Origin of the sequence: Embleya sp. NPDC050154 (assembly GCF_044460165.1) — a bacterium.
In the GTDB taxonomy this organism is placed as follows: domain Bacteria; phylum Actinomycetota; class Actinomycetes; order Streptomycetales; family Streptomycetaceae; genus Embleya.
The window spans coordinates 94,030-117,387 of record NZ_JBITJP010000031.1; the positions used below are offsets into that span (position 1 = coordinate 94,030).

Genomic DNA, 23,358 nt, shown 5'->3' on the forward strand with positions numbered 1-23,358 from the left:
GGTGGACGGCACCGTTGTCGTTGCCGCGTCGATCACGACACTAACCACAGAAGAACGAAAGACCCGGGAAGTCGCCGTCCGACACCGTGACGTGGCGCCCACACCACTGCGCTCGAAACCGATGTGGCATGACGCGTCCTCGGACGGCGAGGGCCGGGAGGACGGGTGCGTCCAGTACGGCGCCGCCGCGCGTTCGAATCCGGTCCGGTCGGGCGCCGAGGGCGGTTGCCATCATCATCGACTCGCAGTCGGTCAAGGCCGCCGCAACGGGGGCAAGGACAGCCGCGGTTACGACGCCGCGAGAAAGATCAACGGCCGCAAGCGGCACCTGGTCGTCGACACGCGGGGCTTCCCCTGCCGGTCATGGTCACCAGGGCCGACCTCAGCGACCGCGACGCGGCCAAGGAAGTGTTGTTCAGGCTCAGGTTGATGCACCCCGAGATCACTATCGTCTGGGCGGACTCCGCATACGCCGGCGCCCTGATCGAGTGGGCAAAGACCTACCTGAGGCTGACGATCAAGACCGTCAGCCGGCCCAAGAACGCGGTCGGTTTCGTCCTGTTGCCCCGCCGCTGGGTGGTCGAAAGGTCACTGGGCTGGATCATGCACGCCCGCCGACACGCGAGGGATGACGAGAGGCTGCCCCAGCACAGCGAGGCTTTGATCACGTGGGCCGCCATCACCCTCATGACGAGGAGGTTGACCCGGCCCGGCCCGATCAAGGACCGTTCCCGTCATGCATCGCCGGGGGCGGGGTATCGCGTCGACTGCTCGGTCACGACATCGGCGACGGGGCATTCACCCGGGCCTCCGAGGCCGGCATCCGATGTCCCTCCCGCTCCGACCACGGCGGGAGCATCTCGCGCGTGAACAATCTTAGGTCGGCAAGGTCCGGATGCCGGTCCAGGTTCCACAGCCGAAGTTCCGTGCCACAGTTCCCGGGAACCCATCCGAGTCGCTGCGCGCCCTCGATCACTGCGGCAACCACTCCCGGCGTGACCACAGCCGACTGCTCGAAGACCGTCGACACGCGCCGCCCATCCCCTTCCGCGCGTTCGATGAGGAGGACCATGTATCCACTATCGGGTGAAACCACCCAGCGATAGCGCTCCCCGCCGACCACGATGATCCGTGTGCCTTTTTTCGCAATGGCCATGCCGTCGACCCTCCCACGAACCCGGCGACGCCAGAACCTGATTTTCAACCAGCGTCCGGAGTTGACCAACCGGTGCTCAGCCGGCCAAGTACCGGTGGTGGAGCGCCTCGACGAGCGCATGGTCGACGCCGAGTCGTTCGGCGGCATAGCGGGTGAGCGACCCGTATGCGGCGGCGTTCTCCGCCAGGAACAGTCGCATCGCGGCCTCCGGTGCGCGGCCCCATCCGGGCCAGGTGATCGGCCGGTCGGGATGGTCGGCCCGTCGATCGGCGACGAGGCGGTCCCTGGCGAGTTCGGTCAGGACGTAGTCGGCGACGATGTCCTCCTCGTCCACGCCCAGCAGAGCCAGTACCAGTGCCGCGATGACGCCTGTGCGGTCCTTCCCCGCCGCGCAGTGGAACACCGCCGGCGGGGCGTCGGCGGCCGCGAGGATGTCCAGCACTTCGCGAATCTGCGCCACACCGTCGAGGGCCAACTCGGCGTAACGGTCGGCGAGGAAGCGAGCGACGTCGGTATCGGGCCCGAGTGACGCCTGGTCCCACGGCCGGTGCTCGGTGCATACGTTGTGGTAGACGAAACTGGCATGTGCGGGGATACGACCGTGCCGGTCGGCCTCGTGGGGATACCGCAGGTCGACGACAGTGCGTACACCGAGCGCGAAGAACTGTTCCGCGTCGTCGCCGCCGAGGTTGCCCAACGAATCGGAGCGGTACAGGCGTCCCCAGGCGACGGTTCGTCCGTCGGCTGCGGCGTAGCCACCGAGGTCGCGAAAGTTGTGCAGGCGTCGAAACGGTATGTGGCGTCGCATGATCGCCGACCCTACCCGCCAACTGCGGCGGCCCGGTGGCGTCGCTCCATTCGCGCGGGGGCGCGACGCGATCGCCCTGGCGCGCAGCGTTGGGTTACTTTCGCGTGATCATCTCGGTGCGGGCGGATCGGGCCTGTGCTCGGCGGCCTACCACGCGCCCTCTCGTGGGTTGGACCCGCAGCGACTGCTTCGGGGATTGCAAACAGCTACTCACGGTCTCGTCGGCCTCTCGAAGGCCGCTCTGGGCGTTCGCAGGTGGATGATGTCGGCATTGCCCTGTCGTACGCGCACTCGGTTGCGTCCACGACGTCCCGGTGCGCCGCAGCAGGAACGCGACCGAGGGGTGACGGAACGACTTGCGCCCGAGCACGATCGGGGCTCATCTCGTCCTCGAGGCGGGAGCGTCGGGGGCTGGGTGCGCGTTCAGGTTCCGGTGTTACCGTCGTGCCCTACGGCCGGTGCATGCCAACCGGCCGCGTCCGACGCGGGCCGCACCCCCGGCAGAGGACGAATCACGAATCCGTTCTCCTTCAAGGTGTGGGCCAGGGCCTCCTGCGCCGCGACCGGGTTGAGCGGGTGCAGGTACGCGGCTTTCCGCTCCAGGGGGAGCGCCACCCCACCGGGGTGGCGGGGGTGGTCGCGTGTGGGAGCGGCTTTCGGGTCGGGGAAGGGAGGTTCGGGCCTTCCCCAACCCCGTCGCCGAGTCTCTGCTGGACCGGCTGATCAACACCAGCCATCAGGTCATGAACGGACCCAGCTACCGGCCCAACAAGAGGCCGAAGAACCCCGCCGGCAAGATCGACACGTCGCCGATCGGATAGCACCCGCCTGCCGGCACGGGGCTGCGGCAGCGCTACTTGTCCGCAGCCCCGTGATCTTGGACGATCACCTCATGCCTGAAGCTCCTGACATCCCCACCGCCTGGCGACAGTTACTGGAGCGCACTCCGGGAACCCGGCAAGGCGACCCGCTGGTCGTCGAAGCCGCGCATGTCGAGCCAAGGCTCCGCAGCCTCTACCCATGGCCGAGCCACGGCACCCTGAAATTCCTGCGATCCGCCCCGTCCTGGGATCGCTCGGACCCCGACGACCTGCCGTTCATTGTCTGCGGTGGGCCGCCCTACAAGGTCTACTCGACCGGATACACCACCCTGCTCGGCGAAGCAGACACACCAGAGGAAGCCGCCGCCCTCGTGGTCGCTCATCTCCCGTCCGACGGCGCGAACTCAGACGAGTAGACCAGGCCAGCGCATGGGGAATTCCCTGACCAACACCCATGGGGAATTACGTGACCGTCCACACGCGGACAAAGAACCTGCCCCCGACCCCGAGCCTCGGCCACCACCGTGCCGCAGCGGATCCCTGATCGGCGCGCGACCCACCGCAGCTCGTGGAGCGTGTCTCACCCGTCGAAGCGCGACCACGGGAACGGGTGCGCGCCCAGTGGCGTCAGCGCCTCGCGATCAAGCGTGCCGAAGGCCGCGGGTCGCCTCTCCCTTGAAGGCGACCTCCGCCGAGGTGGGGTGGGAGTCGTCGAGGTGCTGCTCGGGGCGGCGTTCATGCTCCTGGGTGCCACGAGTTCTTCGACGACAGGTTGAAACCCGCAGGGAAGGTCGTCCTGGCGGAGGCGGAGGCGGAGGCGGAGGCCGAGGCGGAGGTTTGGTCTTGGACTGCGGGCCCTCAAGGGCGTCTTTCGGCTCTTGATGTCGACCGAGGCCGCTTCCGCATGGGGGGTGGTCGTGGCCTTGGTCAGTTTCCCGGCCCTGGTGGCGTACCTCGGGTAGGCACAACCCGACCGGACCGGCCCGTCGGGGAGCCCGTACCGGTCCCGGACTCTCCGGTGTCGAACGTGCTCATGCAACGTCACGGTGCACTGGTCGGTGACCTCGGCTGATCTCGCGCCATTCCAAGTTCGTCAGGGCGGCAGAATCCGAGCGTTTCACCTGGCGACATTCGCCAAGTGGAGCGCTCGGGCACACATGTGGGGTGTGGCTCGATCAGCTGAGGCGGCCGATGTGGATGACGACGATGGTCAAGGTGGTGTCGGTGATCTCGTACATCACCCGATACCGGCCCACCTGCATGCGCCGCAGGTCGGGGGAGCCGTACTCGAACGTGCCGTGGGGGCGCGGGTCGTCGGCGAGGAGGTCGACGGCGTCCATGAGTTGGCGCAGGCCGTCGGGGTCGTCCTTGAGGAAGCGGGCGGCCGTGTCGATCGCCGCCTCGTCCCAGACGATCACGTACCTCAAGCGCGGTCCAGCCCGAGCCGCGAACGCACCTCGTCGTGCGGTACGCCCGTCGTCGCCCGCTCGGCCTGGCGGGCGCGGTACTGGGCGAGGGCGAGGGCGTCCTCGAGGTCGGCGAGTTCCTGGGGGTTGATGAGCACGGCGGCGGCCTGGCCGTGGTCGGTGATGGTGATGCGTTCGCGGGCGTGCGAGGCCCGGCGCACCAGCGATCCGAACCTGGCGCGGGCCTCGGTGATCGGCAGAGTCTCACTCATGTAAGGAACTGTACACTTCACGCTGCTTGAGGCTCCATGGTGGGCTCTCGACCCCGCCCGGAGCCACGGACCCGGGCGGGCACGGCCACTGCGAGCGGGCGGCGCGCCCCTGCAGGGGCGCCTCGAGGGTTGCTCGCCGGAGGTCCACCCGGGCCCGTGGCGTCACGCGCTCCGCGCGACGCGTGCACCGGGCCGCCGCGGTGTGTTCTCCGGTCGGAGAATGTGGTTGCGGCAGGTCGTGCGGATGCGGTGATACTCCTGCATGAGTAGAGACGCCGAGGTCATCGTGCTGGCCCGCCATGCGGACGAGGTCATGGAGCCGCTGACCCGGCAGGACACCGAACGCACCTGGCATGGCCATTTCGTGCCGATCTCGGGCCAGTGGGGCTTCGACTTCGGGTGGGCCCTGGAGTTCGACAAGGTCCGGGCCCGCCACGGCCTGCTCAGGCATCTGGAGTCGCTGCCGCGGCCGTATCCGGGAACGGTGCAGGTGCTGCTCCGCGACCAGGACGACGACTGTTTCGGGTTGTGGATGTTCCGGGACGGCAGGCTCGTGGAGGTCGCCATCGAGCGCACGGAGCGGTTTCACCGACCCGCGCCGCCCGACGAGCGGTTCGAGCCCGCCCCGGGGATGCTGCTGCGGACCGACCCGGGCGCGGACCTGCCCGAGCAGACCCCGGAGGAACTGCGCGATCCCCGCCCGGCTTGGTAGGCCCTCGACCACGACCTCGTCGGGGCCCGCCGCTCGGCGCCGAGGGCCGGCCTTCGATCCGCGCCGAACGGCCGAAGGTGTGGTGGCAACGCCGTCTGCTGTCGCAACTTGGTAGCAGACCGCGTCCTTTCGGGGCCCGTGATATCGGCCGCCGCTGAGCCGGGTTCGGATTCGATACCGAGTTCGTCGAGTTGCTCGTACTGTCCGGGCTTCAGCTTGGCCCCCACGGCCGCACCCCGGGGGCGCTGCGTCCGGGCTCCGATGTCGTCGCCGACGGCGCATCCGGGGGCAGGCTCCTCGAGGGTGCCGCCGCATTCGAGGCGCAGTCGTACCTCGTTGGCGGCCCTGTGTCAGGCGATGGTCCACCCGTCGGGCCGAAATTGCGAGGGCCGGCGCAGAAACGGCCGCGTCTCCGCCTGGCCGCCGGGGGACTGCTCCTGGACGACGGCGCCGACCTCACCCTGGACTTGCTCCGCGAGACCGCCGCCGACATCGCGGGCCTGCGCCTGGTCACCGTGGACCCGCTCAACCAGCTCCTCCCCGGCACGACCGGCCTTGCCGGTCCCGATGTCCGCCATGGTGTGGCCGCGTTGCGCCGGTTGGCGGCGGATCTGGACGTGCCGGTGGTGGCCGTGTGGGAGACGAGTGCGGACGAACCGCTCGAGGTCGGCGCGGCGTTCGCCCAGGCCGACACGGTGATCCATCTGACCCGCGAAGGCGAGCAGGCGTTCGCGATCGTCGCCGAACGCGACCTGGGCCCAATCGCCCAGGCGACCCTGCACGCCGACCTGGCACACGTCCGCTTCACCGACCTCCCACCGGCGTCGACCGCCTCGAACGGGACTGGCCCTGCCGGGCCCGCGGGCGCGGCGCCCGCCTACACCGCCGAGCCCCGATCCCCGCTCCTCGCGAACGAGCCGAGACCCGACAGGACCGGCCCGCGGCCGGCTCACCGGCGACCCCCCCCCGCACGTCGACCGCGCCCGCACGCGGAACCGCCCGCCCGGCGTCGACCGCGTCGAAGGCCCAGGCCGCGTCGAAGCCGGTGCGCAGGGTTGTGGTGGACACCGACGAGGACCCCCTGCCCGGGGCGATCGCCGGCGCGGTCGCCGAGGAACTCGCGGCCGCCGAGGGAGACATCACCGCCGCGAGCGAGGCCTTGGCCCGCCGGGCGATCCCCGACGTGATGGAGCTTCTGCGCCTGTCCCGCGCCGGATCTCGGTACGAGCACACGTGGTATCCGCCGTTGCCGGAGTTGTTGCGCAAGCGCAGCAAGAAGGAGTCGGACGCGGTGTGGGAGGCCCGCCCCAGTGACAGTGTCGTCGGTGGTGCGGGCGTGGTCGTGGGCGGCGATCCAGAACGAGGTATCAGGGCACGAGGTGCTGCGGGTGCGCCGTGCGTGTTGTTCGAGGTAGTCGGCGAGGTGGTGGGTGGGTCCGTCGCTGGTGGCGTCGCGGGTGCGTCTGCGGGGTCGGATGCGGGGCAGGGGTGCGATCTGGTGTGGGCGAGGGCTTGTTCGAACCAGTCGTCGTCGAGGGTGTCGGATTCGTGGTCCGTGAGGTAGGCGTCGGCGGCGTCCTCGAGGAACGCCTTTCGCAGGACGGGTCCGTGGCCGAGACGTCGGGCGTCCATCGCCGCTTCGAGTACCGCCCGGGCGGCGGCCGGCGCCCACTCGAGGCGTTTGAGCAGCGGAGCGCCCCCGCCAGATACTGCGTGACCCACCCGTCGTCACCGGCCGCCAGGGCGTTTGCCAACCGCGGATCCTCCACGGCGCGTGCTCGGACGGCGTCCAGGTCGGTACCGGTGAACACCTCCGGAACCCGCAGATCGGTGCCCGTCAGCAGGGCCCGGGCCCGGGCGTGCGGATCCGGCTTCCCAGCCGCGGGGATGGCAGTCAGGGTCGTCCAATGGGGGTCGGGCCACAGCGTCGCCAGCACCAGCACCGGGCCGCGGGACCGGTCGCGTAACAGTTCACGCACCTCGGCTGCGACACGTTCGCCGACCCCGACAGCTCCCAGATAGAACTGGGCCTCGTTCAACCACACGACCGTGCGCGGCCCGACGGCCGACAGCTCGGCCAAGGCGGCCTCAGGCCGTCCGGGGGCGAGGGGATGCCACAACCGCCACCCGTCCGGCACAGCCCGGAGCGCCTCCCAGCAGGCGCGGGTCTTGCCGGTGGAGGACCCGGCCACCAACGTGACCATCACGTTCTCCCCGCCGACCGCACGGTCGACCTCCTCGCGCAGCACCAGGTCGTGGGCGCGGGGCACGTACACCGGGGGGTCGCGGGCGATGCGGCGCGCCTTGGCCCTGGACGACTGCCCGACCGAGGCCCGCGCGTCGCTCGCGAGGCTGCTGTCGGCCGAACCGGTGCGCCGATCCCTGGACCTTGCGCGAAAGGGCCGACTTCGCGCCCGCGCGGTGGCGGGCAACGGCGCCTCCACCGCCGCGAGCGTGCGCATCCGCTTCGACTGCCTCGGGATCCTGGCCCGCGCCGGATCGGTCCCGGCCGTCCTGCCCGAACGCCCGCAGATTTCCGACCTCAAGGCGCCGGTGGGCGCCCGCCAACGCTCGCTGCCCCGGACCTGGCTGACCGCGCACGCCGACCGTCCCGGCGGCCGACGCGGGCCGGGTCCGGCTGTTCGCACTGATCGGCGTCGTCCTGGAGACGGGGGCCAGGGTGGGCGAGTTGTGCGCGCTGCGCCTGGACGACCTGGACGAGGACGCGGGTACGGTTCGGGTCGTCCGCCGTCCCCCGGGCGCGTTCGGTGAACCCCGCGGTCGTCGAGGTGCTGCCGTTGTCCGCGTCGACCCTGGCCGCAATACGACGGTGGCTGGATGTGCGCGAGGAGCTGGTGAGGCATGCGCGTCCCGGCCCGGCAACCGTGCTGCCGGTCGTCGAGAGCAATCGGAAGCCAACGTGATCAGCCGACCCGCATCAGCCCAGCCGATGCCTCACGAAGTCTGGATGCGGATCCCCCACTTCGATGGTGTTCTCGTCGAGGCCGTTGCCGATGCGGAAGCGATCCGCATCGAAGGCGAACTCCACAGCGATGGTGCCATCGGCCAGGTCCTGTCCTGACGGACGCCATTCGAGCAGGGAAGCTTCGCGGAGTTCCTGGCCGACGAACGGCTCGAGCCGTTCGTCGGCGCTGGACCATACAGGCGTGAACTCTGACCACTCCCAGCCGGTGATCGCCGCGGTGGTGTCGATGGTGTTCCAGCCGATCGACAGCTCATCGAACTTCCAGTGGCAGATCTCGACTCGCACGCCCTCAAAGTCCAACACCACCGGGCATTCAGCGAACCACTCCCCGTCCTCAACAAAGCGCACCAGCGCGAACCCGGTCAGGCGCCGCCCGCCCAGCTCCGCCAACCGTGGTCGGTGATTCTCGCGGACGGCTTCGAGTCCGACGAGGAAGGTTGGCTCGAAGCCGGAGATGCCCATACTCACAACCCCGGATTCTCCAGAACTTTCAGGGACACAGCCATTCATTTATGATCAGGCCCGGAGAGTCTCGTTTGACGACTCGGATTCCACAGAATCGGGTTCGCAAGCAGGCCCTCCACCAGGCCCTACGTCCACCGGCCGCCCTGGATCGGTTAAAGGTCGGGCTCTGCCGCCAGAATCGCGATGATGTCCCCGCCCTTCAGGTGTTCTTCCCGTCTCAGGCGGTGCATCTCCCGGGCCGTCTCGAACCGACGCGGATCGGAATGCGGAGCGAGCCGGCGCTTCGGACGGTCCGCCCCGAACCGCCCCTTCTCACGTGTCGGGGCCGACTCGTCGATCACCGCGATGTAGGGGTAGGGCGGCGTGCCGTGGTTCCAGCCGCTGATGAGGTGCTGGACCTGCCCGCCCGTCGACAAAGTGGGCGGGTTCGCGGAATCTTGGGCCCGGAAGCGCCGGAACGTGCGTGTCAGTGTTCGTGGATGCGGGGCCTGACATACGGGCTGTTTCTTTGCTGCCGCCCGAGACACCGAACGGGCAGTCGGATCGTGAGCAGCTCGTTGAGGCGGTGACGCCACCTGCGGCGGTCCGGCGACTGCCGTGTTTCGGCCCGCGAGGATGATGGCGCGGTGACGGATATCAGCGAAGATCACGTGAAGGTCCACTTCCGTATGGACGTGGACGATGACGGTTGGCCTCCAGCGAGTGTCGAGAGCCTGTGGGCGGTGGACCTGGGCGATGGGACAGTGCGACTCGACAACACCCCGTGGTTCGTGCGCGGGATTGCCAGCGGCGACATCGTCAAGGTGGGGATCGAGGAGGACGGGCTGCGTTGGGCCGGGGAAACGGTCCGTTCGTCGGATAACTGCACCATCCGCTTGATCGTGCTGAAGGACGGGGGATCGGCCGCAGCCCGGCAAACCGTGCTGGAGACGTTCCACCGGCTCGGCACGACGGGCGAGGGCATCGAGCAGTTCCGCATGGTCGCGCTGGACGTCCCGCCGGAGGCGGACATCCCGCGCATTCGGAAGCTATTGGAGCACGGGGCGGCCAAGGAGTGGTGGCACTGGGAAGAAGGGTGTGTCACTTCCGCTTGGAGGGCTGCCGCTGCGGGGGGAGCCGGGGGCAGCTGACGGCCTCCTTCTCAGCCTCACGAGCCTCACACGGTCGCGCGATACAGTCCCCGGAGCCCATGCACACACCGTAGGACCGACATTCGACACTCGCCGCGTCCCCGCGCGAATACGCCGCGTGGTTCGTCCGGGTGTGGGGGCGGTGTCGGTGCCCTGCGGCATGGTGCCGCGCATGATCAACGACTTGGACGGCATCGCCTGGTCGTCTATGGGCCACGCCTACGGCCCCGCCGACGACGTCCCGGTGTGGTTGCGGGCGATGACCTCGCCGGACGCCGAGATTCGCGGGAGGGCGCTGGACGACTTCTACGGCGCGGCCCATCATCAGGGCGACGTGTACCCGTGTACCGCGGCGAGCCTTCCGTTCCTGTTCGACATGGCCGACGATCCCGCGACGCCCGACCGCGCCTCGATCGTCGCACTGCTCCTCAGCATCGGCCGCGCCGCCGTCGACCGCGGCGACACCGTCTACATCGCCCCCGACGGCACCCTGTCGACGGCGACCGCCGACAGCGCCGCGCTGATGCGCGCACACGCCGACACCTTCGTCGCCTACGCCACGGACCCGGACGTCCGGGTACGGGGCGCGGCGATCGAGGCACTCGGCCTCTTCCTGGACGACACCGACCGGGCACTCACGATCCTGCGGGAACGGTTGCCCGCCGAGAACGGGATCGAGGAACGACTGCGGATCATAGGGACCACGGCCGACCTCGCGCTGCGACTGCCGCTCGCGCGAACCCCCGCCATGGCATGGCTCGACACCCTCGCGGACGACACGACCGCAGACCCCGACATCCGCCTCGCGGCCCTCGTCCACCGAGCCCGCTGCGCCCCTGCGGACATCGGCGACACCGTCGTGCCCACGGCGATGAACCTCCTGCGCGAACTCACCCCCGCACCGCGCTACGACGCCGACGACCAGGGATGCCAAGGCCGTTCCGGAACGTGCGCGTGCACCACCGACGCCAACACCCCGACGGCCGAGGACGTCCCACCGCAGATCGCCGCCGTGTTTGCCGACCTCGAACGGCACAATCGCGTTCACGCGCCCACCACAACCCTGCTGCGCACCTTCCATGATGTCCTCGACGCGCGCGTTCGCGAACGCACGACCCTGCTCACCGAACAACTCCGCAGCCCGGATCCCGCCACCCGCCACGACGCGATCCGCATGACCCGGGAACTGATCGTGTCCTGGCGAGGCGACCACCGCGAACTCGTCCTGCTGCTCGCGAACTGCCTGCTGCCCCACGACGCGTACACCGCCGCCGCAGCTGCCGAGACCCTCGCAGCCCTGGCACCGGTCGCCGAACCCGCCCGCGAAGCCCTCGCCGCATACGTCACCGCACAACGCACCACCCACGGTCCCGCCGCCTGGGCGCATCCGCACCCACTGCTGCGCCGCGCCCATCAGGAAGCCGTCATGGCACTCGCACGCCTGGGGGACGTACGAGCGGTGCCCTCGCTGCTGACGGCTCTGGACGACGACGTGGACGCCTGGCGCGCCGAACAGGTCGCCGGACATCTGCGCGCGGTCGCCGACGAACTGGTGCCGCGGCTGTCCCGCCGCCTCGTCGACATCGACCTCGCGCGGCAACGGTCGGCCATGAGCGCGGGCGCCGTCGTCCACGCTCTGGCCGAGCTGGGCGACCCGGCGGCCGTCGATGCGATCACCGCGTTCGCCGGTGCCGCGGTTCGCCATGAGCGGTGGAACACCGCCGCCTCGGCCGTGGACGCGCTCGCGTCCTTCGGCACCGCTGCCGCACCGGCCCTGGGGGTGGTTCGTCCCCTGGCCGACGCAGCGGACGTGAACGTGCGCGCGGCCGCGACGGCCGCCCTGTGGGCGCTCGAACGCGACCCGGCCGACGTCGTGCCCCGACTGGAGAAGCTGATCGACAGCGAACGAAACCACGCGACGATCGACGTCCTCGGCCGGATCGGCCCGCCCGCCCGAGCCGTACTGCCGCGTCTGCGAGCCATGTCGCGAGACGGGCACGAGTGGACCCGCGTCCACGCCGCGGCGGCGCTGTGGGACATCGCAGGCGAGACCGAGGCCGACCTCGTCCTACCTGCCCTGCTGGCCGCCTGGGAGAGAAACGACGCGACCTCGAACCTCGTCCTGACCTGCCTGAACCGGATGGGATCGGCAGCCGCTCCGGCCCTGCCCCGCATCCGGGCGGAACTCGCGCTGCCCCGCCGCAGCGGCCGCTACGCCAACCTCGCCGACGACGAGGAACTCCAGCGCATGTGCCGTGACGTCCTGGCGCGCGAGGCCGGCGTGTCGAACGATCCGTCGAAGAGCGTGGACACGCGGTGAAGCGGGACGGTCCGCTGTTGTCGGCGGCGTCGTGATCGGGTGTTCTCCGCCGGATCCGCGGTGTCGTACACCCCACAGTCGCGAACTCGTCGGCTGTGGGTGGACGTTCCCGGGTTCGTGTTGTCTGTGCCGTGCGGCAGCATGACGCCTGGCCGCCCGGGTCGAGGACGCGGGGCCGGTGACGTTTCGGGGGAGTGTTCGTGCGGACGGTGTTCGAGGGTTGCGTGCACGTGGCGTACATGCAGATGTACATCGACAGCCGCGCCAACTGCGTGCCGATCCGGGACGACCCCCGGGCGGGACAGGTCAACGGCCTGTGCGCCGCTGCCGTGGAGGGGTATCTGTCGCTGACCACCGGCATGCACACCGGCTGCGTGGGGCTGACCATCGAGGTCCACGACACCGCACCCGTAGTGGACGGGCGGTGGGAGGACGTGGTCGAGGCACCGTTCACCCCACAGACCCGGACCGTGTGGCTCACGCAGTGGGAGGGCGGAATCGCGTGCGAGTTCGAACTCGACCCGGTCGACCATCGCGTGCGCTACTGCGCCGTGGGGATGGACGAGGCCAACGCCCACGGCGTGGTGTTCGACGGCGAGCCGCCGGTCGACCGCTACCTCCTGCAGTTCTGGCCCGCACCCGCGGAACCGGACCGCGTGGTGCGCCAGACCAGCGACCAGGCGGCCTACTGGCACAAGATCGCTCGGGACCTGCCGGCGCCGCCGACGCCCGGCGAGCGGGCCGCGGCAGCACGCGCGGCCCGCGCCGAAGAGGCCCGCGCAAGCGCGGAAACCGTCCGGAATTATGAACTCCGCATGTGGGCGGGCCGGTTGCCGACCGAGCGGCTGCGGAGCGTGGGCGGGAACGTGCACGGGATGCGCATGCTGGATGTGCACCTGGTCCACGCGATCGCGCGGGTCGACGACGGGACGCAACGCGAGATCGCCCGCTGGGCGGCGCACCGCGCCTGCGCCCTGGCGGGGCTGACCGACGTCGACTGGATCGCCCCGGCGTTGGCGGCCCTGGACGCGGTCCTGCCGCTGCCCGCGCCGTTCGACGAACCGGGCGCAGCGTGGCGGCGCCTGTTCGAGGACCCGAATGCTCCACTTATCACGATCACCCTCCCGGACGGCACCACCCACAAGGCGTTCCAACAGGCCTTTGCCCTGCCGGCGTTGCTCGGTGCCGCGGAGTCGGACTCCCTGCAGGCCGCCCTCGACGCCCTGTACGCCGTCGCGTCGGCCCACGGCACCGACCACCGGGACTTCCTGGACGAGGTCCGCGATACCTGGCCCGGGCTCGGTGTCGTACCACCAGCGCCGGCCGAGTCGCTCCCGCCGCCGTTTCCCTTGCACCTGTTCACCCGGGACGCGCCCGACGACACCGCGTCGGGCGAGCCGAACCCGGCCGCGGAAGCACCGCCCGCCCCTTCGGCGCCCGACCCGAAGGCCCCGGCCGCCCCGCCCCTGAGCCGCCCGTCGGCCACGCCTCCCCTCGCTCCCTCCACCGCACGGCGGCCCCCTGGCGTGGACCACGCACCGCCGATCCCGGCCCCCAGCCCTCGGCCGCGCCCCGCCGGCAAGGCAACTCCGATCGCACAAGCTCAGATCGTCATCGCCGCGACGTCGTCGGGCCGGCCGGCGGCCGCCGAGGCCCTCGCACCGGACGGCGCGTCGCTCTTCCCGATCAAGGACGTCGATTCCGACGGCGACGGCGAGCAGGGGCCTTCGGAAGCCGGATGAACAGTGGGGAGCGGATTCCCGGTCGCTTCCTCGGCTCCTACCCGGCATGATCTCCTCGGCGGACACGCCGAGTTCATCCATCGAGGAGTCACAGCATGAACCGGGCGCGACGCATCGGCCGTATCGGCGCCGATGCCGTGACCGGACGCATCGTCGCCGTTGTCGTCGCGACAAGCGCGGTCCTGGTGACGGCCGCGTGCACGCAGACCCAGGACCACCACGCCCGCGCGGAAGCGGCACGGGAGACCGGGACGACACCGCCGACATCGGGGCCCGACGCGGTCGGCCCCCCACCGTCCGGGGCGACGACTCCCGGTTCCCCGACGGCCGGCACGGGTGCTCCCGCGCAAGGCGAGCCGCCGCCCGCATTGCCCGCCGTCGAGGACGCCCAGACGCCGGCCGGTGCGACCCGCGCCCCTGCCGGACCGGTAATCCCGCGCATGCCCGCCCAACCCTCCATCGCCGAGACCAACGCCGCCTTGGAGAAGGCCCGCATACTGCGCGCTCGCGGCCTCGACCCACGATCCGACCGAGTGGTCAAGGCCGCCGATCACGGCTGCTTCGCCCACGAGTCACAACCGAGTTGCTCGGAATACCTGGCGGCACGCGAACTCGGCCGGGCGTACGCCGCGGCGACCACTCGGGACGACCCTGCCGACACCCGACCGCGACCGCCCACCCGGCCCGTCCTGCCGCGCGGATGCGTCATCGCCGCCGCCGTCCCCAACGCCCAAGCCCCCAAGGGCTTTCTACTCGCCTGCGCCGACTACACCCCCGAGTGAGACACGGCGACCGGACCCGGCACCACCGGTGCCGGGCGAATGGTGATCGCCCGACCGCGCCCACGATCGACACCTCCCACGCCTGCGCTTCGCCCGGATGCATCCTCGTGATCGCCCACGCGACGTCGCCGACTCCGCGCCCCCGACACGAATCCGGCGGACCAACGCGCGCAAAACGTCGAGACGATCGCACCGGGACGAGACCGCGCAGAGCCATGCTCGCCCGCACCCGGCACCGTGATCTCCCGCCGACCAGGCCCTGCGCTGTTCGTTGATCCACGCCCCGACGGGGTGGCTGGTGCCGGTCTCGGCGTCGTAGTCGATGGCCTCCAGCGGCACGCGCAGGTCGCCGCAGACCGCGTGCCGGCGACGGGCGGCGAGGTAGCCGCGGCGCCGGTCCCGGCGTTCGGGGTCGATGACCCTGAGTTTGACGAAGTCGTCGATGAGCGCGGGGGCGTGCTCGGTCATGAACCTCACGAGGTTTGCTACCGGGGACGTCGTCGTGGCAATACGAGTTCCGGGCCCGGCCGGAGTGAGCAGACGCCGCCGCAACCGGATTGGGCCCGTGGACCATACGCAGCGCGTGCACGAGCTGCGTATGGTCCACGGTGGCTGCGGATCCGCCCTACGGCCGGGCGCCTCGTGGGTGTACGCCAGACCGGCTCAGGCGCCCGGGGGATGGCCCCGGTGTTCGGCATGTCGGCCGGCGATGGTGTTCATGGCGGCGCGACGCGCGGTCGGTGCCGGCTACAGGGCAGCGGTCACTGTCCGGGCGCCGGCACCGGGCTGTTGTGATAGGCGGCGATGAGCCACCGGCCGTCCCGCTTCTCGAAGACCCGGGTCGCGTTCACCTTGCCCGCCTCCGGAACCTCGGTCTGGCCGGGGAACAGGATGCCGGATTCGCTGACGACGATCGCGGCGTCCCTGCCGACGAAGCGGAGCTGAGCTGCCTGTTGTAGGTCGAACTGTCCTTGAGCGGCCCGGCGAACGCCAGGGCCATGTTCTCGCGGATCACCTCACGGCCGTCGCGGAGCGAGCCGGTCATGATGGCGGTCGCGTCCGCGGTGTAGTCGGCGACCATGCCCTCGGCGTCGCCGTCCTCCCACGCCTTGTAGGAGTCAACCAGGACGGCCCGGATGGCGGCCCTGTCTTCCGCACGACTGTCGGACATCGGATCTCCCTCGTGATCGGTTCGCCGGGGGAGTCCGGCGAACTCGTCACTACATACCGGCGGCGGGGTCGGAACTCATCGCGCCCACGGCAAAAGCCGTCGACGGCGTGCCCGATACAGAACGGTCGCCGTGCCGACATCGCCTCCGCGCCGTACCCGGCACGCCGCAGTCCGACCACGGCTTCCCGCGCGCCATCGGCATGTCTCACCAGCGGGTCGACCTCGGCGGCGATCAGGTGGTCGCGAGTCCTACGTGTCCTGGACCAAGTCCTCGGCGTCGTGAGCCGAGCCGAGCATCCGGTAGCCATACGCCGGCAACTCCGAACGGAACGGCTCGACCAGGCGATCGAAGTCCTCTGTCCCGGCCGTCACGCCAACACTCTCTCTGCTGCCGTCGAGAGCACGATACCCGCAGGTCGATGACAGGCTCGGCGCCGAGGTCAAGCTGGACGAGCGGGGCCACCCGCCGCTGCGGACCGCGGCCGTCGACGATCTCAGAGCCGGGCCGCAGACGTCCAGCCACCAGGCAGACAAACTCGCCGCGGCCTGCCCTGAGATGACCGCGTGACCGCCCACGTCGCCGTATTCGCACAACTGTTGACCCACCACGAGCACCCCGACGAGAGGCCCGCGCCCCTCCCTGATGCGCGCGCTCGATCTTCCGAACGCCCCTTCGGCAGCGCTGTGTTCGCGGTGTCGGCGCAATGGTGTGCACAGGCGCGTACAGCGTGGCATGCGGTTGAGAGTTGCCATATGTGCTGCGGCAGCGTGCAGGCGGTGGGATGCTGGGCGCGGATGGCTCGCCGGGGGGTGGGATGGGTTCGGGGCGTGCGTTGGTGGTGGGGATCAGCCGGTTCGGTACGCGGATGCCGGAGGGCGAGGAGGTCCCGGTCGGGGATGCGGGGTGGGACGACCTGCCGTTCGTCGACGCGGTGGTTCCTCCGGTCGCCGCGGCTCTGGAGCGGTTGGGCTTTACGCCGGACCTGCGTTGGAACCCGGATGCGCGGGGGCTGCGTACGGTGGTCCAGGACGCGGTCGGCACGGCCCCGGTGGTGTTCGTGGCTTCGCACGGTCGGCGCGGTGTGCGGGGCGACCGGGTGGATGTGGTGCCGTCGTGCGGGTTGCCGGGTTCGGGGACGAGCGCGTCGCAGTGGGTGGGGGACGCCCAGGAGCTGGAAACGCCGACGTTGTTCCTGTTCGACCTGTGCCACGCGGGGCGGGCGGTGGAGCATCTGGTGCACCGGGCGGGCAGTCCGCTGGGGGCGTGGGTGATGGCGGCGTGCAGCGCGGAGCAGCTCGCGTACGACGGGGTGTTCAGCACGGTGCTGGCGGAGGTATTCGAGGAGGTCGCCGCCGATGGGCTGGGTACCGACCCGGGACAGCCGTTCGTGCGGTTCTCCGAGGTGGCCCGGCAGGTCCGCCGGCGCGTCCAGGCGCGGTCGTGGTTCGTGCAGGACGTGGTGTGCTCGGCGATGGACGCCGCCGCGGACGAGCCCGAGCTGCCGTTCTTCCCCAACGGCAATTACGACCGGGACGCCGCCGCGCTCGCGCGCGTGGCGCCGAGCCTGCGCGGGTTCCTGGACGCGGGCGACGCCGCGCACTTCCGGGACAAGGCCGGGTCACGGTTCACCGGGCGCACAGCGGAACTGGAGTTGCTGGGGCCGTGGTTGGACGCGGTGGACTCCGGGGGGCTGCGGGTGGTCACGGGCGCGCCGGGAGCGGGGAAGTCCGCGCTGCTGGGGGTGCTGGTGTGCGCGGCCCACCCGGAACTCGCCGGTGTGGTGCCCGAGGTGCGGGCGCGGTTGTCAGCGGCCGGGCCGGGGGTGTGTCCGTCGGTGAACGACCGCTTGGCCGCTGTGCACGCGCGCGGCCGCACCGCCGCCGATGTCGCCGCCGCCGTCGCCCGCCAGCTGGACCCGACATCGCCCGACGGCGGCGGGCAGTGGGACGGGGCGGCGCTCGCGGCGCGGCTGGCCGACGAGCTGGAGGTGCCCGCGGTGGTGGTGGATGCCGTCGACGAGGCCGCCGATCCGGCGGGGGTGTGCGCCTTGCTGGTGGCGCTGGCCGCGGTGCGCCGGACCGACGGGCGGCCGGCGGTGCGGCTGCTGGTCGGCGCGCGGCCGTGGCCGATGTTCCGCGCGTTGTGGGATCAGGCACGCTCGGTCGGCGACGGTGGCGGGGTGGTGGACCTGGACGACGCCGACCCGGACGGCCTGCGCCGGGACCTGGCCGTCTACCTGGAGACGGTGCTCGGTGAGGAGCCCGCCTACCGCATGCCCGCGATGCGCCCGGTCCGCGCCGCCCTCGCCGCCGCGGCCGCCGCCCGCCTCGTGCCCGCTCCGCCGGCCACCGGTGCGGGTCCGCGCGATCGGGTGCGGCCCGAGTGGGGCGCGCACTTGGTGGCTGCGGTGTTCGCCCGCTACCTCAAGACCATCCCGCCGCCCGCCGACCCGCCCACCGCGGAGCGGTTGGGCGGGTCGGTCCCGGTCGGGCTGCCGGGGGTGCTGGACCTGGACCTGGCCGCCCGCCCCGATGGGAGCCGCATCCGCGCGGTCCTGGCCGCCCTCGCGCTGACCCGCGGCGACGGCATGCCCCGCGAGGTCGCCCTCCCGTTGGCCCGCCTGTTCGACCCGGGCCTCACCGTCGGCCAGGCCGGCGACGTCCTCGACGGCGACGCGCTGCCCTACCTGCGCGCCACCCCCGACACCTCCGGTGTCCTGCACCACCGCCTCTTCCACCAAGGCCTCGCCGACCACCTGACCCGCCAGCCCCACACCAGGGCGCGCTCCGCGTCACCCGCGCCGATCGCGGTCCTGGACCACCTGCTGGCCACCCACGTGCCCGCTGACCCCAGCGGCCGCCGCCACTGGGGCACCGCGCCCGGCTACTTGCTGCGCCACGCCACCGCCCACGCCCGCGACGCCGACCGCCTCGACGAGCTGCTCACCGACGCCGACTACCTCCTCCACGCCGAACCCCACGCCCTGGTCGCCGCCTTCCGCCACGCAGGCAGTGAGCAGGCACGGCGGGCGCGCACGGTGTACCTCGCCTCCATCGACCGCCACCGCGCCGCCACCCCCCAGGACCGGCGTCCGGTCCTCGCCGTCGACGCCTGCCGCCACCGACACCGGGCGATCCGCGACGCCCTCATCCGCGACCAGCCCTGGCGTCCCCGCTGGGCCACCAACGGCGACGCCTTCCACCCCGCGCTCCGCGACACCCTCACCGAACAGCGGGGCATGGTGACTTCGGTGGCGTGCGCGGAGCTCAACGGCCGCCTCGTAGCGGTCACCGGCACCGGCATCGGCAGCGGCGTCGGCACGGGCCACCCGGTGCGGATCTGGGACCTGGCCGACGGCCGGCAACTCGGTGAACCGCTCACCGGTCACCAGGACGTGGTGAGTTCGGTGGCGTGCACGCTGCTGGACGGCCGACCCGTCGCGGTCAGCGCCGGCTACGACAACACCGTGCGGATCTGGGACCTGGCCGACCGCCGGCAACTCGGTGAACCGCTCACCGGCCACCAGAACCTGGTGAGTTCGGTGGCGTGCACGCTTCTCGACGGCCGACCCGTCGCGGTCAGCGCCGGCTACGACAACACCGTGCGGATCTGGGACCTGGCCGACGGCCGGCAACTCGGCGAACCCCTCCGTGGCCACAAATACGCGGTGCTGGCGGTGGCGTGCACGCTACTGGACGGCCGACCCGTGGCGGTCACCGGCAGCGACGACAAGACCGTGCGGATCTGGGACCTGGCCGACGGCCGGCAACTCGGCGAACCCCTGCGCGGCCACAAATACGCGGTGCCGGCGGTGGCGTGCACGCTACTGGACGGCCGACCGGTCGCGGTCACCGGCGGCACCGACCAGAAGGTGCGGATTTGGGACCTGGCCGACGGCCGACGACTCGGCCGGCCGTTCGTCGGCCACGGATTCCCGGTGACCTCCGTGGCGTGCACGCGGCTTGACGGCCGACCCGTCGCGGTCACCGGCAGCACCGACCACACGGTGCGGATCTGGGACCTGGCCGACGGCCGACAACTCGGCGAACCCCTCCGTGGCCACGAGTACGCGGTGCGGGCGGTGGCGTGCACGCGGCTTGACGGCCGACCCGTCGCGGTCACCGGCAGCGACGACCACACGGTACGGATCTGGGACCTCGCCGACAGCCGCCCGCGCGACGAACCGCTCACCACCGGCCACCGGAACACGGTGACTTCCGTGGCGTGCACGCGGCTTGACGGCCGACCCGTGGCGGTCACCGGCAGCGACGACCACACGGTGCGGATCTGGGACCTGGCCGACGGCCGACAACTCGGCGAACCCCTCTGCGGCCACGAGTACGCGGTGCGGGCGGTGGCGTGCACGCGGCTTGACGGCCGACCCATCGCGGTCACCAGCAGCGACGACCACACGGTACGGATCTGGGACCTGGCCGACGGGCGACAACTCGGCGAACCCCTTCGCGGCCACCAGAACATAGTGTGGGCGATGGCGTGCACGGAGCTGGACGGCCGACCCATCGCGATCACCGGCAGCTACGACAAGACCGTGCGGATCTGGGACCTGGCCGACCGCCGACAACTCGGCGTAGCCCCTGCCGGCCACCGGAGCGCGGTGGCTTCAGCGGTGTGCACCAGGCTCGACGGCCGACCCGTCGCCGTCACCGGCAGCACCGACCACACCGTGCGGATCTGGGACCTGGCCGACGGGCGACAACTCGGCGAACCCCTCCGTGGCCATGCCATGGGGGCCCTGGACTGGGCCGATATTCGCTTCCCCGGCGAACTACTCACGGACCACCCAATGCCGTACCGGAGCCCGCCCGGTGGCCCCTACCTCAGCCCGCCCCGCGCCGGCCACCGACACACAGTGTGGGCGGTGGCGTGCACGCGGCTCGGCGGTCGACCCGTCGCGGTCACCGGCAGCTACGACAAGACCGTGCGGATCTGGGACTTGGCCGACCGCCGACAACTCGGCGAACCGCTCACCGGCCACACGTCCCCGGTCCGAGCAGTCCTGTGCACGCAGTTCGACGGCCGACCCGTCGCGGTCACCGGCAGCACCGACCGCACGGTGCGAATCTGGGACCTGCGGACCCGCCGTCTGGCCGCCACTTACCTCATGCCGGAAGTTGTGGGGGCACTGACATTGGCCGCGCCAGGCGTGCTCGTCGTCGGATGCGGACGGGACGTCATTGCCGTGGACTACGGAGGCGATCTGTCGTGACGACGGTGCTGGGTGTGCACGGGACGCGGGGATGCCGTCCGAGGGGCCGAACACTGTCGCCTTGAGCACGCCGATCAGCTTCTCCGTTCCCCTCAGGTTCCCCGGGCAGCCCCTCTCGACCGGCACGACAGCGTGAGACCGCCTGCCGACCACCCGCCCCGACTCCCGGCGTTCACGCGCGCGGGCCCGGCATCCGGCGTGTGCCGCGCCTCGCGCGGGTCCTGACGACGGCCGGGGTGAGCGCGGTCGGTTGAGTACGTGGACGCGCTCGGTTGAGTACGTCGTCCCTGTGGGTGTGCTCTGTGACGACGAGGGCGGTGGGGCGGCGCGATGCGGTGGGCGGGATGCGGCGACCTTGTATCGCGAAGCTCCCTGCCGCGGCCTTTCAGTCCATGGCGACCTTGATGTCCACTTGACTCACGGCATCCTCCTCGCCCACAGATGAACGCGATTCGGCTCGGCGTCGGAGCGTGCGATCCATGTACCGTCGCCCAACGCGGTAGGCACTCCGGTCACAGGAACCGGGTAAGCGATCTCGACAGGCACGGACGGTTCGGCGGAGTGGAGGGTCCAATGACGATGCCGACCCCATTGGTCGTCGAGATCCGAGGTCGAGGCAATGATGGTGTCACCATCGATATAGCCGCACATCTGATCCCAAACGGGGAGGTCGTTGGGATCGTCGGCGTCGGGATGGGTCGTGAGCGCCTCGTAGTCGATTTCGATGATTGGGCTGTCATCAGCCGACCGATACCTGGTCAGAACGTCAGTCGAGGGGGTGAGGGTGACATACTCGTTTCCTGCGGGTGAGATGTCGCACAGAATGATTCCCGGCTCCGTCTCTGCGCGTCGAGTGTTCGCCTCTCGGCCGTCCCAGGAACCCCAGATTATGGTGATGTCGTCTGGATCACTGCCGAGGCAGAGGGCGATGCCCTGTCCATCAGGGTGAGGGATGTGACGCGAGTTGGTCGCATAGAGATCGTGGAGGTCGATACGGTGCACGATTCTTCCATCGGAGGCGTCCAGGAGTAGCCATGCTTCGCCCTGTGGTGTTCCCGGTGTGTCCAGGGCAGTCGGTGTTGCCACGTGTGCCCAGATCAGGCGGCTGTCGGGAGTGACGTGGCACGAGCCGGTCTCTACGCTATCCGACGTTCGCATACAGGAACATTCCATATCACCGCTCGGGATGAATGCCCGTCCGAAAACGGTGCGGCATTGATGGAAAAACTCCCATCGGGTTTTTCCGTTCGATTCCACCACGCGAACAGAATGCGGGCCCACGAATACGGCATACGTGAGATCCGGGCTCACCGCGTCCTGTCCACTCTTGTCCCTGGACCACGGCGCCGGGAAGTCTGCCTCCGTGGCATCGCCGGAAACCGAGTCGACAATGACCCGGGCCCGTAGAACCGCGTCCGTGCGAAAGGCGAGTATGCGTCTTCCTGCCCACCGCAGCACTCGGGATTTGGCATGATGCGGCATTTCTATAGTGGTGATTGACCGTGCCTCTACAGATGCCATGGCTCTCCTGCAACAAAGATGATCGGCGAGTCGATTGTCATGCGAAAGATACAAGGCCGAAGTCGATGGTGCGCTGCTGGTCGACTGTTGCCGGAGGGGCGGTGGGTTCGGTGGGTAGAGGTGTGATACTCGCGCGTCGGTGTATGCACGGCGCGCGTCCCGCCTGGGCACGACACCGCCGCCTGGATGGTCCGGGTGGCGAGCAGGCCCGAACCTGATCGAGGCGGACGAGGTAAGGGCGTGGCCGGACCATCATGACGCGCAGATCGCGCCCGAACGGATCGCCACCGTCACCGTGTCCGTCACGCTCCCCGAGAATGCGACCCCTGGGCCCGCCGCCGTCGAGCTGATCGGCGGCTCCGGTCTCGAGTGCACCGCCTACACCGGCACCCTGACCCGACCGAAGGCCAACGAGAACGACGTGCTCGCCAGTCACGATCACATCCTGCGGAAACATCCTGAGGCCCCGCACACTCCCGGACACCACGTCGGCCTCGACGACTTGGTCCCCGGTCTGCTGCGCCCGGACTCGAACCCGCAGTTTGTGGCGATGGTAAAGCCTGCTGCCAAACCGGGCCCGCGCCGGTCGATGTGTGCCCGACGGGGCGCCAACTCGTGACGAATTCCTCCAGCGCCCGGATCGGATCCGCCTCCACGTGGGCAATCCACTCCGCCCCCGCCGTCCGTTCACGCCGGAGGCAGCGTTCCACCGACCGCCGTGGCAGGCCGGCGCAGTGTTCGCCACGACCGCCTGCCCGAGCCGGCCTGTTCACCTGCCGGAGCCACCCACCCGGGGGTCCGGTCGCGCCCTGCTCGGTTCGCCGACGGCGACGGCTCC

At 70.6% G+C, this 23,358-nt stretch carries 19 protein-coding genes and 3 pseudogenes; 11 read left to right on the forward strand and 11 right to left on the reverse strand.

Annotated features, from left to right (window positions below; genetic code table 11):
* Nucleotides 1-188 precede the first annotated feature (188 nt).
* Nucleotides 189-870: pseudogene (locus tag ACIBSV_RS42845) on the forward strand (transposase); the annotation flags it as partial.
* Here ACIBSV_RS42845 and ACIBSV_RS42850 read toward each other — a convergent pair.
* Nucleotides 776-1,156 carry a hypothetical protein gene (locus tag ACIBSV_RS42850; protein WP_395872943.1) on the reverse strand — a complete coding sequence of 127 codons (381 nt, stop codon included), beginning with the start codon at nucleotides 1,154-1,156 and terminating at the stop codon, nucleotides 776-778. The pseudogene ACIBSV_RS42845 and the gene ACIBSV_RS42850 overlap by 95 nt on opposite strands.
* Before the next feature lie 76 nt (nucleotides 1,157-1,232).
* Complete coding sequence (locus ACIBSV_RS42855; RefSeq protein WP_395872904.1) at nucleotides 1,233-1,964, reverse strand: tyrosine-protein phosphatase; 732 nt, start codon at nucleotides 1,962-1,964, stop codon at nucleotides 1,233-1,235.
* A gap of 641 nt (nucleotides 1,965-2,605) precedes the next feature.
* Between ACIBSV_RS42855 and ACIBSV_RS42860 the strand changes: the two genes are divergently transcribed.
* Together ACIBSV_RS42860 and ACIBSV_RS42865 are read left to right on the forward strand one after the other, a co-directional pair.
* Complete coding sequence (locus ACIBSV_RS42860; RefSeq protein ID WP_395872905.1) at nucleotides 2,606-2,785, forward strand: hypothetical protein; 180 nt, start codon at nucleotides 2,606-2,608, stop codon at nucleotides 2,783-2,785.
* 71 nt (nucleotides 2,786-2,856) lie between these two features.
* On the forward strand, nucleotides 2,857-3,201 hold the full coding sequence (locus tag ACIBSV_RS42865) for a DUF6193 family natural product biosynthesis protein (protein ID WP_395872906.1): 345 nt from the start codon (nucleotides 2,857-2,859) through the stop codon (nucleotides 3,199-3,201).
* A gap of 759 nt (nucleotides 3,202-3,960) precedes the next feature.
* Here the strand turns inward: ACIBSV_RS42865 and ACIBSV_RS42870 are convergent.
* Nucleotides 3,961-4,212: a type II toxin-antitoxin system RelE/ParE family toxin gene (locus ACIBSV_RS42870; protein ID WP_395872907.1), complete on the reverse strand. Its 252-nt coding sequence runs from the start codon at nucleotides 4,210-4,212 to the stop codon at nucleotides 3,961-3,963.
* Complete coding sequence (locus ACIBSV_RS42875; RefSeq protein ID WP_395872908.1) at nucleotides 4,209-4,463, reverse strand: type II toxin-antitoxin system Phd/YefM family antitoxin; 255 nt, start codon at nucleotides 4,461-4,463, stop codon at nucleotides 4,209-4,211. The genes ACIBSV_RS42870 and ACIBSV_RS42875 overlap by 4 nt, the downstream gene beginning before the upstream one ends.
* 262 nt (nucleotides 4,464-4,725) lie before the next feature.
* On the opposite strand from ACIBSV_RS42875, the gene ACIBSV_RS42880 reads away from it, so the two are divergent.
* Nucleotides 4,726-5,175 carry a hypothetical protein gene (locus ACIBSV_RS42880; RefSeq protein WP_395872909.1) on the forward strand — a complete coding sequence of 150 codons (450 nt, stop codon included), beginning with the start codon at nucleotides 4,726-4,728 and terminating at the stop codon, nucleotides 5,173-5,175.
* Nucleotides 5,176-5,525: 350 nt separating this feature from the next.
* Here ACIBSV_RS42880 and ACIBSV_RS42885 read toward each other — a convergent pair whose 3' ends face one another.
* Entirely contained in the window at nucleotides 5,526-5,972 is a 447-nt protein-coding gene (locus ACIBSV_RS42885; protein WP_395872910.1) for a hypothetical protein, read from the reverse strand.
* Between the two features lie 263 nt (nucleotides 5,973-6,235).
* On the opposite strand from ACIBSV_RS42885, the gene ACIBSV_RS42890 reads away from it, so the two are divergent.
* Nucleotides 6,236-6,739 (forward strand): hypothetical protein, encoded by a 504-nt coding sequence (locus ACIBSV_RS42890; RefSeq protein ID WP_395872911.1) that lies wholly within the window; start codon nucleotides 6,236-6,238, stop codon nucleotides 6,737-6,739.
* A gap of 1,374 nt (nucleotides 6,740-8,113) precedes the next feature.
* Here ACIBSV_RS42890 and ACIBSV_RS42895 read toward each other — a convergent pair.
* Both ACIBSV_RS42895 and ACIBSV_RS42900 read right to left on the reverse strand, forming a co-directional pair.
* Nucleotides 8,114-8,623, reverse strand: a complete 510-nt coding sequence (locus ACIBSV_RS42895) for a hypothetical protein (RefSeq protein ID WP_395872940.1) — start codon at nucleotides 8,621-8,623, stop codon at nucleotides 8,114-8,116.
* A 155-nt stretch (nucleotides 8,624-8,778) separates the two neighbouring features.
* Nucleotides 8,779-9,276, reverse strand: a complete 498-nt coding sequence (locus ACIBSV_RS42900) for a hypothetical protein (RefSeq protein ID WP_395872912.1) — start codon at nucleotides 9,274-9,276, stop codon at nucleotides 8,779-8,781.
* Here ACIBSV_RS42900 and ACIBSV_RS42905 point away from each other — a divergent pair.
* The 4 genes from ACIBSV_RS42905 to ACIBSV_RS42920 all read left to right on the forward strand — a co-directional run bounded on the left by ACIBSV_RS42905 (nucleotide 9,253) and on the right by ACIBSV_RS42920 (nucleotide 14,600).
* Nucleotides 9,253-9,756, forward strand: a complete 504-nt coding sequence (locus tag ACIBSV_RS42905) for a DUF4265 domain-containing protein (protein ID WP_395872913.1) — start codon at nucleotides 9,253-9,255, stop codon at nucleotides 9,754-9,756. The two genes, ACIBSV_RS42900 and ACIBSV_RS42905, sit on opposite strands and share 24 nt — an antisense overlap.
* Before the next feature lie 172 nt (nucleotides 9,757-9,928).
* Nucleotides 9,929-12,076 carry a HEAT repeat domain-containing protein gene (locus ACIBSV_RS42910; RefSeq protein WP_395872914.1) on the forward strand — a complete coding sequence of 716 codons (2,148 nt, stop codon included), beginning with the start codon at nucleotides 9,929-9,931 and terminating at the stop codon, nucleotides 12,074-12,076.
* A gap of 200 nt (nucleotides 12,077-12,276) precedes the next feature.
* Nucleotides 12,277-13,818 carry a hypothetical protein gene (locus ACIBSV_RS42915; protein ID WP_395872915.1) on the forward strand — a complete coding sequence of 514 codons (1,542 nt, stop codon included), beginning with the start codon at nucleotides 12,277-12,279 and terminating at the stop codon, nucleotides 13,816-13,818.
* 95 nt (nucleotides 13,819-13,913) lie between these two features.
* Nucleotides 13,914-14,600, forward strand: coding sequence for a hypothetical protein (locus ACIBSV_RS42920; RefSeq protein ID WP_395872916.1), 687 nt, complete (start codon nucleotides 13,914-13,916; stop codon nucleotides 14,598-14,600).
* Nucleotides 14,601-15,361: 761 nt separating this feature from the next.
* Here the strand turns inward: ACIBSV_RS42920 and ACIBSV_RS42925 are convergent.
* The 3 genes and pseudogenes from ACIBSV_RS42925 to ACIBSV_RS42935 form a co-directional block, all read right to left on the reverse strand.
* A pseudogene (locus tag ACIBSV_RS42925) lies at nucleotides 15,362-15,529 on the reverse strand (SgcJ/EcaC family oxidoreductase); the annotation flags it as partial.
* Nucleotides 15,530-15,621: 92 nt separating this feature from the next.
* A pseudogene (locus tag ACIBSV_RS42930) lies at nucleotides 15,622-15,771 on the reverse strand (DUF4440 domain-containing protein); the annotation flags it as partial.
* 249 nt (nucleotides 15,772-16,020) lie between these two features.
* The gene (locus tag ACIBSV_RS42935) at nucleotides 16,021-16,143 is read right to left on the reverse strand and encodes a hypothetical protein (RefSeq protein ID WP_395872917.1); all 123 of its coding nucleotides are present in this window, start codon (nucleotides 16,141-16,143) and stop codon (nucleotides 16,021-16,023) included.
* A 443-nt stretch (nucleotides 16,144-16,586) separates the two neighbouring features.
* On the opposite strand from ACIBSV_RS42935, the gene ACIBSV_RS42940 reads away from it, so the two are divergent.
* Nucleotides 16,587-20,999 (forward strand): hypothetical protein, encoded by a 4,413-nt coding sequence (locus ACIBSV_RS42940; RefSeq protein ID WP_395872918.1) that lies wholly within the window; start codon nucleotides 16,587-16,589, stop codon nucleotides 20,997-20,999.
* 417 nt (nucleotides 21,000-21,416) lie between these two features.
* Here ACIBSV_RS42940 and ACIBSV_RS42945 read toward each other — a convergent pair whose 3' ends face one another.
* Nucleotides 21,417-22,520 (reverse strand): hypothetical protein, encoded by a 1,104-nt coding sequence (locus ACIBSV_RS42945; protein ID WP_395872919.1) that lies wholly within the window; start codon nucleotides 22,518-22,520, stop codon nucleotides 21,417-21,419.
* 139 nt (nucleotides 22,521-22,659) lie between these two features.
* Here ACIBSV_RS42945 and ACIBSV_RS42950 point away from each other — a divergent pair, with 139 nt between their 5' ends.
* Nucleotides 22,660-23,139 (forward strand): hypothetical protein, encoded by a 480-nt coding sequence (locus tag ACIBSV_RS42950; RefSeq protein ID WP_395872920.1) that lies wholly within the window; start codon nucleotides 22,660-22,662, stop codon nucleotides 23,137-23,139.
* Nucleotides 23,140-23,358 lie beyond the last annotated feature (219 nt).

What these genes read in the sequence shown, in the direction of transcription:
- ACIBSV_RS42850 (WP_395872943.1), bottom strand. Translation starts at nt 1,156, where the DNA reads ATGGCCATTGCGAAAAAAGGCACACGGATCATCGTGGTCGGCGGGGAG.
- ACIBSV_RS42855 (WP_395872904.1), bottom strand. Translation starts at nt 1,964, where the DNA reads ATGCGACGCCACATACCGTTTCGACGCCTGCACAACTTTCGCGACCTC.
- ACIBSV_RS42865 (WP_395872906.1), top strand. Translation starts at nt 2,857, where the DNA reads ATGCCTGAAGCTCCTGACATCCCCACCGCCTGGCGACAGTTACTGGAG.
- ACIBSV_RS42875 (WP_395872908.1), bottom strand. Translation starts at nt 4,463, where the DNA reads ATGAGTGAGACTCTGCCGATCACCGAGGCCCGCGCCAGGTTCGGATCG.
- ACIBSV_RS42880 (WP_395872909.1), top strand. Translation starts at nt 4,726, where the DNA reads ATGAGTAGAGACGCCGAGGTCATCGTGCTGGCCCGCCATGCGGACGAG.
- ACIBSV_RS42895 (WP_395872940.1), bottom strand. Translation starts at nt 8,623, where the DNA reads ATGGGCATCTCCGGCTTCGAGCCAACCTTCCTCGTCGGACTCGAAGCC.
- ACIBSV_RS42910 (WP_395872914.1), top strand. Translation starts at nt 9,929, where the DNA reads ATGATCAACGACTTGGACGGCATCGCCTGGTCGTCTATGGGCCACGCC.
- ACIBSV_RS42920 (WP_395872916.1), top strand. Translation starts at nt 13,914, where the DNA reads ATGAACCGGGCGCGACGCATCGGCCGTATCGGCGCCGATGCCGTGACC.
- ACIBSV_RS42940 (WP_395872918.1), top strand. Translation starts at nt 16,587, where the DNA reads ATGGGTTCGGGGCGTGCGTTGGTGGTGGGGATCAGCCGGTTCGGTACG.
- ACIBSV_RS42945 (WP_395872919.1), bottom strand. Translation starts at nt 22,520, where the DNA reads ATGGCATCTGTAGAGGCACGGTCAATCACCACTATAGAAATGCCGCAT.